This window comes from Caballeronia catudaia (assembly GCF_001544755.2).
Taxonomy (GTDB): Bacteria; Pseudomonadota; Gammaproteobacteria; order Burkholderiales; family Burkholderiaceae; genus Caballeronia; species Caballeronia catudaia.
The window spans coordinates 65,708-80,186 of sequence record NZ_FCOF02000024.1; the positions used below are offsets into that span (position 1 = coordinate 65,708).

General features: G+C 61.5%; 10 protein-coding genes and 1 pseudogene. 6 read left to right on the forward strand and 5 right to left on the reverse strand.

Annotated features, from left to right (window positions below):
- Window positions 1-135 precede the first annotated feature (135 nt).
- On the forward strand, window positions 136-789 hold the full coding sequence (locus tag AWB75_RS23240) for a TetR/AcrR family transcriptional regulator (protein ID WP_061126426.1): 654 nt from the start codon (window positions 136-138) through the stop codon (window positions 787-789).
- Window positions 790-1,255: 466 nt separating this feature from the next.
- On the opposite strand, the gene AWB75_RS23245 is transcribed toward AWB75_RS23240, so the two are convergent.
- Window positions 1,256-2,062, reverse strand: coding sequence for an alpha/beta hydrolase (locus AWB75_RS23245; protein ID WP_061126393.1), 807 nt, complete (start codon window positions 2,060-2,062; stop codon window positions 1,256-1,258).
- Window positions 2,063-2,584: 522 nt separating this feature from the next.
- Between AWB75_RS23245 and AWB75_RS23255 the strand changes: the two genes are divergently transcribed.
- The 3 genes and pseudogenes from AWB75_RS23255 to AWB75_RS38665 all read left to right on the forward strand — a co-directional run.
- Complete coding sequence (locus tag AWB75_RS23255; RefSeq protein ID WP_061126394.1) at window positions 2,585-3,466, forward strand: alpha/beta hydrolase; 882 nt, start codon at window positions 2,585-2,587, stop codon at window positions 3,464-3,466.
- Window positions 3,463-4,239 (forward strand): MipA/OmpV family protein, encoded by a 777-nt coding sequence (locus AWB75_RS23260; RefSeq protein ID WP_061126395.1) that lies wholly within the window; start codon window positions 3,463-3,465, stop codon window positions 4,237-4,239. The genes AWB75_RS23255 and AWB75_RS23260 overlap by 4 nt, the downstream gene beginning before the upstream one ends.
- A pseudogene (locus AWB75_RS38665) lies at window positions 4,191-4,852 on the forward strand (hypothetical protein); the annotation flags it as partial. The gene AWB75_RS23260 and the pseudogene AWB75_RS38665, both read left to right, overlap by 49 nt.
- Here the strand turns inward: AWB75_RS38665 and AWB75_RS23270 are convergent.
- Together AWB75_RS23270 and AWB75_RS38670 are read right to left on the reverse strand one after the other, a co-directional pair.
- Window positions 4,791-6,281 carry a N,N-dimethylformamidase beta subunit family domain-containing protein gene (locus tag AWB75_RS23270; RefSeq protein ID WP_061126397.1) on the reverse strand — a complete coding sequence of 497 codons (1,491 nt, stop codon included), beginning with the start codon at window positions 6,279-6,281 and terminating at the stop codon, window positions 4,791-4,793. The pseudogene AWB75_RS38665 and the gene AWB75_RS23270 sit on opposite strands and share 62 nt — an antisense overlap.
- 367 nt (window positions 6,282-6,648) lie before the next feature.
- On the reverse strand, window positions 6,649-7,026 hold the full coding sequence (locus AWB75_RS38670; RefSeq protein ID WP_235012209.1) for a glycosyltransferase: 378 nt from the start codon (window positions 7,024-7,026) through the stop codon (window positions 6,649-6,651).
- A gap of 927 nt (window positions 7,027-7,953) precedes the next feature.
- On the opposite strand from AWB75_RS38670, the gene AWB75_RS23280 reads away from it, so the two are divergent.
- Together AWB75_RS23280 and AWB75_RS23290 are read left to right on the forward strand one after the other, a co-directional pair.
- The gene (locus tag AWB75_RS23280; RefSeq protein WP_235012210.1) at window positions 7,954-9,156 is read left to right on the forward strand and encodes a hypothetical protein; all 1,203 of its coding nucleotides are present in this window, start codon (window positions 7,954-7,956) and stop codon (window positions 9,154-9,156) included.
- A gap of 345 nt (window positions 9,157-9,501) precedes the next feature.
- Window positions 9,502-10,134, forward strand: coding sequence for a hypothetical protein (locus AWB75_RS23290; RefSeq protein WP_061126401.1), 633 nt, complete (start codon window positions 9,502-9,504; stop codon window positions 10,132-10,134).
- Window positions 10,135-10,140: 6 nt separating this feature from the next.
- Here the strand turns inward: AWB75_RS23290 and AWB75_RS23295 are convergent, their stop codons facing one another.
- Window positions 10,141-10,701, reverse strand: coding sequence for a DUF4337 domain-containing protein (locus AWB75_RS23295; protein ID WP_061126402.1), 561 nt, complete (start codon window positions 10,699-10,701; stop codon window positions 10,141-10,143).
- A 219-nt stretch (window positions 10,702-10,920) separates the two neighbouring features.
- Window positions 10,921-14,202, reverse strand: a complete 3,282-nt coding sequence (locus AWB75_RS23300) for an adenylate/guanylate cyclase domain-containing protein (protein WP_061126403.1) — start codon at window positions 14,200-14,202, stop codon at window positions 10,921-10,923.
- Window positions 14,203-14,479: the final 277 nt, after the last annotated feature.

The following is a 14,479-nucleotide window of genomic DNA, read 5'->3' on the forward strand; positions in this document are numbered from 1 at the left end:
GACCAATAAACAAGGACGTTTCGCTTAGGCGTTTACCATTAAAGCCATCACATATGCACCCGACGCGGTATAAGATTCGATCAAATTGGTCATATGACTCAATTATTTTGGTCGAATGCACAGCGGAACGAAGCCATGAAAAATCTGACGATCGCGCTTTCCGACATAGCGGGAACGGAGAAAAAAGCATCCCTGCGCGGGCGACGCGAAACGCGCGTGCCGGAAATTCTCGAAGCGGCGATCAGCGTGTTCGCGGCCGAGGGAAATGGCGGATTCACGCAGCGAGGCGTCGCAGCGGCGGCGAACATCAGGCTCGCCACGCTTCAGCACTACTTCGGCACCCGCGATTCCCTTCTCAAGGCGACCATCGAGGAACTGGCGCAACGCTATCTGCGCCGCTTTCACGAGTTGGGAGACGATGCCCGTCTGACGCCTGAAGCGCGTCTTCACGCCGTGCTCGACGAAACATTCAACGCGCTGACCCGGCCGGGCAATCTCATCAGTCCGTTCGCGCTCGAATGCTGGTGCCTTGCCGAACATCACGCGTCGGTGCGCGAACTGATGGAAGAAGTCAGCGAGAAATATCAGTCGGTATTCAGCGGACTCGTCGCGCAGATCAATCCGGATCTAGCCGCGGACGAATGCCGCATAAGAGGCGCGCTGATCTACTCGCACTGGCAGGGGCTGATCGTATTTCTGCGCCGCTCGGGAAGGAATGCGCCCGACCTCGCCGCGTTTCGCAAGGCGACTGTTGTCTTGTGGACGGCGCTCGGAAAGACGGCGACGTGAATCGATAAATCATCGGAGAGTCGTGTGAGTCAATCGAAAATTCAGGCCGTCTACATGCGCGGCGGCACCGGCCGTGTAAAGCGATCCTCGTAGAGGATCGCGAATTGCCGCATGGCTGCCTTCCAGTCGGGGATTTCCGCCGTCGTGTATATGACGGGGCAGCTTGCTCAGTGAGTTGTTGACGCCCTCTTATCAGACGCCACGTGCGCTCGCGTCAGTGGCACACGGCGCATCGGCTCGCTTGCTTCGGTTTGTTGAGTATGTTGGAGATCAGCTTCGATTCTTGAGCTTACCGAAGCGTAGGTGTGGTTCAGCGCTTTCCCGCACGAGCCGGTAACTTTCTTCGCGTGGCGAAAGCGATCGTCACTACACCCTTCTCACCGAGGGAACCGCGTTGGCCTCGTCTCGTGCCTGCCCGTCGGCAGTGTTCGCTAGAGATCTAATCGCGCCGATGGACGACAGCGCTTCACCCGGCGCGAAGCAACGCAAGGATCTCGCGCCAATCGCTTACCCTCATGAGCCTGAACCAGTTGTCATGATCGGCGGTAGGTAAAACTAGCAAGTGCGAGTGTTTGTGTTCGCTAACCAAGCGTCTTGCATGCAGAACGGGAATCAACGTGTCCTGTTGCGCACCAACGATGACGAGCGGCCCGTCGAAGTGTGACAGCGCAGCGACCGAATCGAAGGGATCATGCAGTAGCCAACGCACCGGGAGAAACGGGTACTTCTCCGCGGCCACCTCGGCGAGTGAGTCCCACGGCGTAATGAGCACTACACCGGCTACCGCCGTCTCGTTTCCTTTCGTCACTTGGGATGCCATTCCCGCGCCGAGCGACTCTCCAACGAGAAAGACGGGCCCGCCCCATTGAGCCAGTGCGCCGGCGAGCGCTTCGCGCGATGCTGTGAGTGCCGCCTTCATCGTGCGCGCGCCCGCACGGTTGCCATGTCCCGGATATTCGACGACGACTACTCGATATCCGTTTCGCACGAACACATCGGCGAGCGGCAGCTTCGTCTCTGCCGACTCTGCGTTCCCGTGATAGACGATAAATGTGCCGCGCGCCCGCCTTTCCACCGGCGCCACGATATATCCTGCGTATTCGCCATGCGCCTTCCACAGCTCAATGTCCTCGCCAGCGTGTGGGAGCGAGCGCAGATCGGCTGCATCGGGCGTGGACGGCAGCAGCATGCGGTCCTGCATCAAGAACAGCGCGAGGATCGCGCAAAGGTACATCGCGAGGACTAGGCCCAAGACGTAGGAAAGAAGACGCATCGGTGTCTCCGAGTTGACTTCTTGGCAGTGACTCAGTATATGGAAGTACGCACGCGCGCAGCGGTCAACCTGCCGGCGCCGCCCGGAGATTGGCCGGCCCTCGTGCGCTAGGGCGCCGGTATCAGGCGATGGTTCATTTTTGTGTCGAGTGCATGGAAGTCAGAAATTCGAAACGGTGGGCAGCTCGGGGCCCAAACCGGTGGATAATTGCCGCGGCAGCACTGTTTACCGCCGCCGTCTTTAGAGCCATGCTTCATCCGCTGCTCGGCCAAGTCATGCCGGGAACAGCGTTCCTGATCGCCGCTGTACTCGTCGAATACTACTGCGGACTCGTGCCCGCTTTCTGCGTCATGCTGGCGGGGCTTTGCATCTCGCGCGGGTGCGCGATCGCTTGACGCCGGGGCATCATCGCATGCGGTTTGTTTCGGGCGGGCGGAACGAGTGGAGGCCGGTCGAATGTGTATGTGACCGCTTTACTATGCCCTCCGGCGAATTTCTCATATTGCGCGCCGAGGACTCAGCATGACCGTCTCCAACAAATCGACGTTTCGGGGCAACGATCACGCCGTCCTGCTTCTGCATGGGCTGTCGAGCTCGCCGCTCGAACTGCGCTTCCTCGCGCGCTTTCTCGCGGACGAAGGCTTCGCCACCAACACGCCTGGATTGCCGGGATATAGCGCCCGCAGCGCGCATCAGCCTATGGAGCAATGGGTTCACGCGGCAGTCGCGGAGTTCGACAAACTCGCGAAACAATATCGGCACGTCTCTATTTGCGGCCTCTCGATGGGCGCCACGCTCGCGGCGGCGGTCGCGCACGAGCGGCCGTCAGCACGGGCGTTGCTGCTACTCTCGGTCACGCTAAGCTACGACGGCCGGGCGATTCCGTGGTATCGATTCCTGCTTAGCTATGCCTATTACACGCCGCTGCGCTCGCGCTACAGCTATCGCGAGCACGAACCTTACGGCCTGCGCAATGAGGCGTTGCGTGCGAAGATCGCCCGCACCATGCAGAAAAGCGACATCAGCGAAGTCGGTCCCGCGTCGATTGGCATGCCCGCGCTGCACGAAGCGAGCCGCCTCGCGGGCTCTGTTCGCAAGAAGCTCAAGAGTATCGTGACGGACTGCCTCATCATTCACGCCATCGACGACGAAACATCAAGCCCGCATAACGCGCGCTACGTCTCGGCCAACGTCGGTGCATCGTTTTTGCGCACTATCTGGCTCGACGATTCATACCACATGATTACATCCGACAACGAGCGCGAAGTAGTTGCGCGGGAATGCGCGCTCTTTCTGCGCGAAAGCGCGGCAGCCTCGGTCTCCAGCGACAACCCGGCGCCCGTCGTCTCACGCGCGCTTGCACGTCGATTGCGTCAACTCGCGCAGGTCTTGGGGAAAGCATGAGGCGCCAATTCACGCTCGCTGGAGTAATCGCCTGGGCAGCGACGGGCGTCGCGTGCCCTGCGTACGCCGACGAGCCGCTTACTACCGGCGACTGGAAGGTATCGGTCGGCCCCGGCTTGTACGTATTCCCAAAGTTTCCCGGCTCGTCGCAGCTTCAGGTGTTGCCGTTTCCGGTCCAGGACATTTCTTGGCGCGAGCGCGTGTTCTCGCAAGGCCCGGATGTGTTGGGCGTCAATGCGTGGCGCGCCGAGAACTATCACGTCGGAGCGTCACTCAGTTTCGATTTTCAGTCGCGCAGCGCCTCCGACGATTCGCGTGTAAAAGGCTTGCCCGATGTTCATTATGGGCCGAAGCTGCGGCTCTTCGGCGACTACACATGGTGGGCTTTCACCGGAGCGGCGGCGATTTATCAGGATATTGCCGGTACTGGACAAGGCCTCACGGCGATGGCCGATCTGTTCGTCTCCGCTCCGCTCGGCAAGTTGCTCCTCTCCGTGGGCCCAGGGCTCACATGGGCGAACGCAACATACACGAAGACGTTCTTCGGCGTGAACTCGCAGGAAAGCACGGCTTCGGGATTGCCGCAATACGCGACGAGCTCCGGTCTGCGCGACGTGCATCTGAACGTGAACGCCACTTACGCGTTCGACTCGCATTGGTCCGGCAACATCGCGGCTGTGGTGGGGCGGCTTCAGCGGTATGCGGCCGGCAGCCCGATCACCGAGCGCCGGCTCGATCTCAACGGCATGGCATCGGTGATGTATCGGTTCTAGGGATCGAGCGTCGCGTCACGAAATCGCGAACGCATTTCGGCATTGTCGCGCTTGCGGCGGCACTCGTCCTCATCCCTGACAGCCCGCTCGGTCTGCTGACGGAAGCGGTGCAGACGCTCGCGGGCGTGCTGCTGGCGAGAGGCACCGTATTTCTGCTGCTCCTTTGCAACGACAGCGCCGTGCTCGGTCCGTGGCTCAATTCCAAGAAACTGAACCTGATTACGGGTTCGGTGATTGGATGCTCGTGATGCTCTCAATCATACTCACAGGCTCGGTGATGTACCCGGACTTCAGCGGCAGGACGATCATCGGCGTGCTGGTCGGCGGCACAGCATTTGTGATCGTCGGCTATACAGGCACGATGCGGCTACGTCGCGCACGCGCGGCCAAGGATGCGCCGCCCGCGCCGGTCGATCGCGCGCTGCGCGGTGCATGACGCATGCCCTCGCTGGACACGCTCGGACCGAAAAACATGACAGTCGCGACGCGGGTCTGGATGGGCGTCTTGCGCGGCTATCTGGTGACCGTAGCATGCTTATGGAGAGCGATGCTTACACAGCGGCGGCGGCCTTTGCAGGTTCATCGTTGGATGCCGGCGCCTCGTCAAGCATAACGTCATCACGTTCGATAACGCGCTTCGGCCAGCCGATGAACCTGCGCAACACGTTGCGTGTGATCTGATCCACGATCACGCGGCTTTCGGCTTCCGAATCCATCAACACGCGGGCCCAGTCGGTCGTGCCTCCGTTGAATACCAGCCCTGCATCGGGGGCGCCATCGAGATCGGGTTGGAACACGCCCATCGCGCCCTTGCCGCCCATGTCCCAGCCAGTGAGCACAGGCGTATCCGCGAGCGTGGTGAAGCCATTGGAAACGGGCGGTACGCCATCGACTTCATAACCAACCAGCCGATCCCTCGCGCCGAATGTCTGGCCATCAACGAGGCCCGTTCCCGCGAAGACCCAGTGATCGGCCTGGCGCACGGCATAACCGATCGCTTCGCGCTCTCGCTGGACCCAGCCCCCGCGCAGACGCTTCCATACGCCATACTTTCCGCCACCGTACGCATAGCTGAGGCCGATGAGATCGGACTCGTCATGTCCCGGCCATTGCGCCCCGAGACGAACCATCGTCTTGTAGTCGCCATCAATGGGTGCATCGCCGTAATCGACCGGGCGGAAGCACGTGTTGCCGCTGAAGATTGCCAGATTGCCGCCTTGCGCGATGAATTTTCTGACGCGCTCGCGCATCTGCACGGACCAATATTCATGATGTCCGACACTCAACATGCAGCGATAGTTTTTGAGCACGAGATCCGTGCCGCGATGCAGATCGTGATCCGTATAGAAGTCGCACGCGATGCCTTCCGCGCGCAGCCAGCGTATGAACTTCGCATCCCAGTGGGTAAATTGCTGGCGTGGCGAGCGCGGATCGTATGGATCGGTCGGCTCGCCGAGTTGCGCGCCGAGTCCGCCGCCCGGGCGCAGCAAGCTTACTGTCGTCCGAGGTTGCGTGCGATGAATCGGATCGCCGTAATAGCAGCCACCACCAGTCGAGTTATAAGCGTGATACGTGTTGACCGGCACGATATACGCGATATGCGCCGATGGCGCGCGCGGCCTCACAATGACGAGCGCCATGCTATCGCTATCCGGCGGCCCCGCGAAGATCGGCTTGTGCGCGGCGGCGCGACGCCCGAGGTCCGTGCGCGGTGCGCCGTTCGCATCGACTTCATAGGCGATCGCCACGTACGCGCCTGTCTCGAGCGCATCCGTATGCGGCCGGATCGTGATAACAGGCCATCCCCAATCTTCGTCGTGGCGCCTGCGTGTCGCGCCTCCCGGCGACCGGAACATTATCTTCCCGTTCTTCAGTTCCGCGTGCACGGGGCCGCCCGGCTGCACTGCGATGCCGCCCACGCTCGTCAACGTTTCTTCGTTGCCTTGATGATAGATCGCGACACAAAAGCGGCATTCCGGCTGCACCGCGAGTTCGAACGATTCGCCGGCGGTAAAGCCGGGCCTCGTCGGATAGATCTGCATGCTGAACGCCCCTCGTGATTTGTTATCGTTGACTGCCTGCCGACGGACCGCCACGCATGCTTGCCGGAGGATGCGCGCGAGATGCCGGTCTCGGCGGGCACAGTTAGCGACCTAGCGCACGTTTGACGATGCGCTTGGCCTGAAGCCAGCGGCGATCGGCGACTATCCTCATATGAAAGCGCAACTCCTTTGGGGTATCGCGCTGCGATTCCGGCGAAGACGCTATAGCGCGCGGCCTGGAAGCATGCATACGCGAAGACCTTGTGGAATACTGCGAGCCAAAACGGATCGAGTGGGCCGCCATTGCAGCGCTGCATGGTTTCCGCGGCGCAGGTGGCAAGCGACACCACCGTGAATGGCGTCGCTTTCATGGTGATGCTGCCCGCGCGTCGGCGATAGTAATAGAGATCGCCGGGGAGACGGAAGAGCGACTGCGCGCGTGCATAGACAAGCGGAATCGCGGCGCAGTCTTCATATACGCGTCCGACGGGAAACTCGACGCCGTCCCACGGTTCTCCCGACGTAGCACCCGAATATCGCGACCGTACGGGCCACGCTGCACTTTGAGAATTCGTTCAAGTGTTCCATCGGTCGAGCCGTCGTCGATGACGATGAGTTCGATTTCATTGGCGCGCGGCTGCGACAGCGCAGACGTCAGAGACTCAGTGACAAAGTGCTCCACCTTGTAAGCGGGAGTGATCATCGATAGCAATGTCTTCGGGTTGCCGTCATGGACGCGTTCCATAGTGCTCGTGTAGCCGGTTAGAGTTTGAAGAAGAGCCACCGTGGCCAAGCCCGGGTCGTGCGTGACGGCTTTCAAATGCGAAGTTACCCAGAGTGCAATGCTATAGACCGGCTTCTGCGCGAACTGTTAGGCAGGCCGCATCAATTGCACATTGCCGGTCCATATTCTTGCTGGCAGGCGTGCGCATACGCCATCAAGAGAAAAATAAAATCGGTTTCCGGTTTGCTTTGGGAAACTTGTTCGCGTTTGCAGGAACGATAACTATTCACACTGGTCGACGCATGACCATCGAATTCGAATCACGATCGGAAGCGTTGAAATCGAATTGATAGCACTACGATATTCGCTTCGATCGTCAGATTTTCATTGCTTACGACCGCTATGCGCGCTTCCTAAAATGGAGCGCCCTAGCGCTCCTAGCGTATGTCGACGTCGCCTTTGTCGTTCTGATTTACTGGAGCGACGTGGCGCAGGCGATCGAACGCGTACCCAGATGCGGGCCATGACTAGAGTAACGGCTCCGAAGATAGCGAACGCGGTCCCGAAACCATTTGGCCCGCCGCATGTAACAAGATCGAAAGAAGCGAGGCAATGGCCAGTGTGAGAAGTTAGGCGACGAACCAAGTTGCCAACTGAGCCTTAAGTCCGTGTATGGGATCGTCTCGTTGATCCTCTGGTCGATCGTGGTAGTCGTCTTCGGAATCTTGGAAGTAGTCGATACAAGACGATAAGTTTCCATTGCGCAACCTTAAGGACCGCTTAAGCGTGGGAGATTTGGTGCGCGGGGAAAACCATAAGATTCGTCAGCTTGGTGACGTGCTTATCCTATGGCAGCGTCCATTGTCACTTTCGACGCGCTCTTGACGCAGGTCATCTCCTAACCATGATTGGAGGCGTGCGATGCCAAGGTCCATGCGGGTGAATGCAATGTTCGCATTAGTAGCTGTCTTGATCGCGGGTTGCGGCGGGCATGACGACGACAATGGGGCGCCGCATTATGTATCGGACATATCGGTTCCGAACGTCAAGGCGGGCGTTAATTTCTCGTTCGATATCGGCATCGTTTCCGGAAGCAGTTATTACTTCACCGATAGGAATAACGCGTCACTGGATCAAATCGACATCCCGTCGAAGACGTTCGTCAAAGCTATTCAGGGTACAGGCAATCTCGCGTTCACGGGGCTTGGCCCCGGCCCGAACTCGATGGCCGGTCCCGACGGTGCGACGCTGGTCGGCGGTCTCATCTATGTGGGCGACGTGAACTCGGTAAAGATCGTCGATCCCGGTGTGGGTGCCGTCGTGAGCAAGATCACCGTGAGCACGACGGGCGTGCGCGCCGATGAAGGCTGCCTCGATCCCACGCACAACCTCTTCATGATCTCGAGCCCGGAGGAACCCGTTCCGTTTGCGACCTTCATCAACACGGCGACGCAGACCGTCGTCGCCAAGGTGACGTTCACCGACAACGCGGGCAAGCCCACGGCGGGATTAGAAGCGTGCCGGTACGATCCGGCCAGTGACAACTTCTTCGTGAACGTCGACGGCAGCACCGCGAATCCTCATGGTGAGCTAGTGAAACTGCCGGGGGCGTCCGTTCGTGCGATACCGAGCGGCGGCACCCAGAACTACACGACGCTTGCGGGCGTCACGATGTATGGGGAGGGCAATTGCGATCCAACCGGTCTTGCGCTCGGACCTGGAAACGATATCGCGGTTGGATGCAGAGAAGGGACGACCAACGCGCCCCTGTTGATGGAGATATTCGACCGTTCGAATGGCGCGCTTCTGGCATCGCTCAACGCTGGCGGCGGCGATCAGCTTGAATATGATGGTGCAACCAATCGCTATTACAACGCCGCCAGTAGGTGGACGCCTTCCGGCAATGCATCGACGAACGGCACCTGCTCGTCCGCATCGCCGTGCACACCGGTGCTGACGATTGTGGACGCAGGATCTCGAAGCGTTGTTACGCGCCTGAACACAGGTAACAACGCGCACTCGGTTGCCATCGACGCGGCGACGGGCCTCATCTTTGTCCCGTACTCGTCAGCGACGTCCCCCGCCGGTTGTTCAAATTGTGCGGCCAATGGGTTCGTCAATGGTGGAGTGTCCGTATTTGCGGCGAAGTAAGCGCATTCGCGATGTGAGGACGAGGCGGCGCATCTTCGCCGCTTTGTCCCCCTTCGAGCCTGCGTCCGCAACAAGGACGATGGCTAAACTCACAAGATTGACAGTCTTGGTCGTAGAAGGAATCAGGGGCCAGGTGCGGCAAAGGGAACGCTGGCAGAAAACGGTTCGAGAGGCTGCAATGCTTTTTGAACTAGAAATCCAACGCGTCGAAAAGCGCAAATCCGACGAGACGGCGTCGCACGCGCGGACAAGCACGGGCACGCGCAGCATGATGAAGTCTTGACTGGGTTAAGCCCGGCCTGGCTTGTTACAATGAAGCGGATACCATAATGGCCGCCACGATCAATGAACGCTCGACACGTTGCGTCCGCACTTGCGACCATTGCTCTCGCCGGTGCGGAATGCGTTGCACCATTGGGTGCCTACGCTGCCAGCGAAACCACGCAGACCATTGTGATGGTCCGACACGGCGAAAAGCCTGACGAAGGACTCGGGCAACTCTCCTGCCAAGGACTGAATCGCGCGCTCGCCTTGCCACGAGTCATCGAAACGAAGTTTGGCCGGCCGGACGCCATTTTCGCGCCCGATCCCGCGAAACAAAAAAACGACCACGGGGCCAAGTATGACTACGTCCGCCCGCTCGCAACCATCGAGCCCACAGCGATTTATTTCGGCTTGCCCGTCGATGCATCCATCGGTTTCAAGAACGTCGACAAGCTCGCCGACGCCCTGCTCTCCACGAACTTTCGGAGCAGCGTCGTGGTGGTCGCATGGGAGCACGCGATTGTCGAAGAGACCGCCCGGAGCATCGTCAAACGTTACGGCGGAGATGCTGCAAGCGTGCCGAAATGGGCAAGCGCAGACTTCGACAGCATCTACGTCGTTCGAATCACCCGTCGTGCCGGAACCTCGTTCGTGTCATTCACCGTTGAGCAGGAAGGATTAAATGATCAGCTTTCTGCCTGTCCCGTGCATTGAGGCCGCTTAAAGGTGAAGGAAGGCGAAGATCGACACGCCGAGTCCGGCCGCGCCCATGAGCCCCGCAAGCCAGAAGAGTTTGCGACTGCCCGTGAGTGAAGTGATGGCCGCAAGCGAGATCGCTACACTCAGCCATGCCAGCGCTTGCCCGAATAAATGTTGCGGGTGCTCCTTTGCCTCCGAGCGTTGATTTGCTGCTTCCACCTCTTTTTCCAGCTCGCGCGCTTTAGCCGCTATTTCCTTCTTTCGGTCTTCGTATTTCGTGATCTGGTCGCGGTAGAACGCTTGCCTCTCTTGAGGCGCCAGCTCGGCTGCCAACTCCATCAAGTGGCCTTTGCTCGATTGCGCCTGGTAGTAGCTCCACTGATCGCTCGCCTTACTCTGCAGCAGAACAGCATCATTCTTGAAAATCAGCGCCTGCGTCTGCAGAACGCCTTCCTCGTAGTGAAGAAGCCCCGCCAATGCCGCAAGAATCGCCGTGAAGACTGCTACCCAGCGCGACAGCGGATCGCCTGCATGAGCCGCGTGTTCGACCAGATGGTCGTGTGGTGCATGTTCGTGGGACATGATGATTCGATGTAGGCGGCGCAGACGCCACGCTCATAGTTGAGGGAACTTGCGATCTTATCGCAATGCCTCATGCGGAACGCACCCAAAGCATTGCCCAGCGCAGACCCACAGCGCCGCGCCTGCTGAATCTGTAATCGACGAGTCCGCGCGGTCGATGGGTTCGGCTACTCGCGCACATCGGGCGAACGACAAGCAGTCTTCCGGCAAGCGTTATGCTCAACGGACTCGCAGCCTGGCCAGCGCCGCGTCAACGGCGCTCAGATGCCGCGTGTAGCCGGCCTTCCTGAGTCCGTTCCGCACCCGCCGAAGCTCGTGCGCGAGCGTTTCGCCGCCGCGCCGCTGAGACCACGCCGCGAGCGCTCGCCCGCGCGCCGCGAACAATTGCGACCATGGAAGCGGCTCTGCTCGCGTGTATTGCTCGAGCGCCTCGACGTAGCCGATCGCACCCGCGTGATCGCCGACGGCGAGCATCGCATCGATGGCATCGCGATAGAACCACAGGTGATTGTGACCGACCGCGCCGCGCCGCAACAGATCCGCGCCCTCCGCGAGCAGACGCGCGCGCTCGCTTTCATCTTCCACGGCCAGACTGAGCGCGCCCAGGGTCTTGGCGGCGCTGAACTGCATGCCGACTTCGCGGCACAGCGCGAGCGATTCGCGCAGGACGCGCTCCGCCTCGTGCCGGTTGCCGCAGTCGAGCAGCCATCGTCCTTGCAGCTCCATGCTTTGCGCTTCGAAGCGACGCGCGCCAAGTTGCCGGATGAGCGCCCGTTCCTGATCGAGATGTCTTTCCATTGCGCGCGCATCGGCTCGTTCGTAGCATGCGAACACGCCGAGCGTTTCGCACAGCAATTGCGCGCGCGGCTGTCCGACGAGCGCCGCCGCACGCGAGCCTTCGACGGCGTCCGCGTGAGCCTCGCGCGTCTCGTTGAGATACATGCGGCTGAAACCGATCATCGATCGATTCGCCACTTCGATGCGGCCGAATCCGTGCTCGCGCGCGAGCGCCACCGCGCCGCTGAAATACTCGAACGCGCTCTTCATGCGGCCTTGCGCATAGGCCGCGTCGGCGAGACCGCCGAGCGCGCGCGCCTCGGCTTCCGGCGCGTGGAGGCGCTTCGCAAACGCGAGCCCCCGCTCGTGCTCGATCCTGCACTCGTCGATGCGCCCGAGCGGAAAAAGGATGTTGCCGCGCAGGTGATGCAGGCGCGCAAGCTCGCTCACCCGGTCTTCGCGTTGTGCCGTTTGCTCGGCGGCGTCGATCAGCGCGAGCGCTTCGGCCAGACCTTCGTTCACGCGCAAGCCTTCGGCAAGCCCGAGCTGCGCCTCGCACAGGCTCCCGTCGTCGGGCGCTTGCGCGACGGCCACACGGTAGGTAGCGATCGATGCCGCGATATCGCCCACGTCGCGTTGCAACTCGCCTTCACAGCACATGAGCGCATGACGCTCACGCGGTGTGCGCGCGATTTCGAGTCCGCGCACGGCGAGACCTAGAGCCGATTCCGTGAAATGCGCCGCACGTTGCGCGATGGCTGCGTCGAGAAAAGCCTGCGGCGCGCGCTCGTCTTCGGCGCGATCCAGGTGCTGCGCATGGAGAACCGGATCGCTCTGCGCGAACCACTGCGCCGCGCGCCGGTGCAAGTCCCGGCGCGGCCCGCGCAGGAGCGTCGAATAGACGCTCTCCTGAATCAGAGCGTGCGCGAAGAGAAAGTCGTCGCCTTCCGGGATGATCAGCGCATTGGCGACGAGCGCTTGGCAGTCGTAGCCGGGATCGTCGATCAGATGCCGCACCAGCGCGACATTGAAACGCTGCCCGATCGCGGATGCGGCGCGAAACGCCGCCCGGTCGCGCGCCGCGAGCCGGTCCATGCGCGCGAGCACGAGACTCTGGATCGAGGGCGGGATCGTCTCGCCGCTCCCTTCCTCGACGTTGTGGAGCAACTGTTCGAGAAAAAGCGGATTGCCGGCCGCGCGCTCGACGCACGCGAGTGCGGCACGCTGGGTCGCGTCGATGAAATGGCTCGCGAGCGACAGTGACTCCTCGCGGCGCAGCGGGCCGAGATCGATGGTCGCGAGGGGCCGGTCGCGCAGGCGTGCACGCCACGCGGCATCCAGCGGATCGCCCTCGATGCGCGAGGTCATCACGAGCAGTCCGGCGCCCTCGGCGATACCGGCGGCGAAAGACGCGAGATAGCCGAGCAACTGCGCATCGGCCCAGTGCAGGTCTTCGATAACGATCATCACTGGCGCACGACGGCATGCATTGGCGGTCAGCGCGGCAGTCACCGCCTCCTTGCCGCGTTTGCGCGCCGCATGATCCATTGCGTCGAAGAGCGAGCGATCGTTGGCCGGTTGCGGCAAGCCGAGCAGATCGTACAGAAACATGCGCTGTTCCGGCATGACGACGCGCGCGTTCACCAGACCATCGGCCGCGGCCTGCGCTTCGTCATCCGGGGCGGAGGGCGAAAGCCCGAGCAGACCGTCGATGACCGCGCGCACCGGGTCCTGGCGCTTGCCCACCCCGAAATCGAGCACCAGACCGCGATGCACCGTGAAACCGAGCGTCTGTCCGAACGCCCGCATTTCCTCGACGAGGCGCGTCTTGCCGATGCCCGCCGGCCCGCGCACGTAGACGATGTGCCCCTCGCGCTGCCCGGCGCAGGCGCGCGTGATCACGCGGAATTGCTCCAGTTGCGCCGCCCGTCCGACGAAGCGGCCGCGATTCGCGGGCACGGGCCGGCTCGCGGCGCTTCGCAGACGCCAGACGCGCGCGGGCGTGTCGATGCCCTTGAAGCGCATGTCGCCCGCGGCTTCGCAGACCGCGTTCTCGCCGAGCGCGCGCCGCACGCCATCGGAGAGCAGCGTCTCACCGGCCAGCGCCGCGCCGACGATCCGCGCGGCGAGATTCACCGAATCGCCATGCACCGTATAGTCCTGTGCACCGGCGCGGCCGACCGTCCCCGCCACCACTTCCCCGCTCGCGATGCCGATATGCGCCTGAAGCGAATGCGAGCCTTTCGCGCTCGCGTCGGCGAGCGCCGCGTGAATATCGAGCGCGGCGCAGGCGGCGCGCAGCGGATCGGTTTCATGCGCGCGCGGCGTGCCGAAGAGCGCCATGACGGCGTCGCCGATGTGTTTGTCGACGGTGCCGCCATAGGCCAGCACGATGCCGTCGACGAGCGCCGTGAAGCGGCCGACCAGATCGCGTAGTTCTTCGGCATCGATCGTTTGCGAAAGCGCTGTGTAGCCGCACATATCGGCGAAGAGAATCGTGACCTGCCTGCGTTCGTCCGAGGGCACGGGATCGGGGGACGGCGCGAGCGCCGCGATGGCCGCGAGCAGGCGCTTGCGATGGCCGAGCGACCGTACGCCAAGCTCTTTCAGATCCGCTTCGGTGAGTTCGGGAAGCATCGCCTGATCGATGTCGTTATCCGCGAACGCCTGTGCGTATTGGCGGAGTCCCAGCTCACTCAGCCACTGTGCGATATCCATCGTCATTGCCCGACGCCACGATGATCTTGATTCTAGTTCGCGTGGTGGGCCGTGGAATCCGGTTTTTTTGCAATGCGGCGCCGGTCTCCCCCGTAATCCAAGTGAACGCTCAGGCGTCTGCCTGAGCGCTCTCGATCGGCGCGTTTCAATCCCTCGCCTGCGGGCCAAGTTATGTCGCTTGCGCGATCACGTCTCCGGATTCCTTTCGTTGGCGGGGTTGCTCGTGCGCTCAGCCGCTCGGGACTTTCCAGGCACGACATATCCAATACGGCTTTTTCACTAA

What these genes read in the sequence shown, in the direction of transcription:
- AWB75_RS23300 (WP_061126403.1), bottom strand. Translation starts at nt 14,202, where the DNA reads ATGACGATGGATATCGCACAGTGGCTGAGTGAGCTGGGACTCCGCCAA.
- AWB75_RS23240 (WP_061126426.1), top strand. Translation starts at nt 136, where the DNA reads ATGAAAAATCTGACGATCGCGCTTTCCGACATAGCGGGAACGGAGAAA.
- AWB75_RS23290 (WP_061126401.1), top strand. Translation starts at nt 9,502, where the DNA reads ATGAACGCTCGACACGTTGCGTCCGCACTTGCGACCATTGCTCTCGCC.
- AWB75_RS23295 (WP_061126402.1), bottom strand. Translation starts at nt 10,701, where the DNA reads ATGTCCCACGAACATGCACCACACGACCATCTGGTCGAACACGCGGCT.
- AWB75_RS23270 (WP_061126397.1), bottom strand. Translation starts at nt 6,281, where the DNA reads ATGCAGATCTATCCGACGAGGCCCGGCTTTACCGCCGGCGAATCGTTC.
- AWB75_RS23255 (WP_061126394.1), top strand. Translation starts at nt 2,585, where the DNA reads ATGACCGTCTCCAACAAATCGACGTTTCGGGGCAACGATCACGCCGTC.
- AWB75_RS38670 (WP_235012209.1), bottom strand. Translation starts at nt 7,026, where the DNA reads ATGGAACGCGTCCATGACGGCAACCCGAAGACATTGCTATCGATGATC.
- AWB75_RS23260 (WP_061126395.1), top strand. Translation starts at nt 3,463, where the DNA reads ATGAGGCGCCAATTCACGCTCGCTGGAGTAATCGCCTGGGCAGCGACG.
- AWB75_RS23245 (WP_061126393.1), bottom strand. Translation starts at nt 2,062, where the DNA reads ATGCGTCTTCTTTCCTACGTCTTGGGCCTAGTCCTCGCGATGTACCTT.
- AWB75_RS23280 (WP_235012210.1), top strand. Translation starts at nt 7,954, where the DNA reads ATGTTCGCATTAGTAGCTGTCTTGATCGCGGGTTGCGGCGGGCATGAC.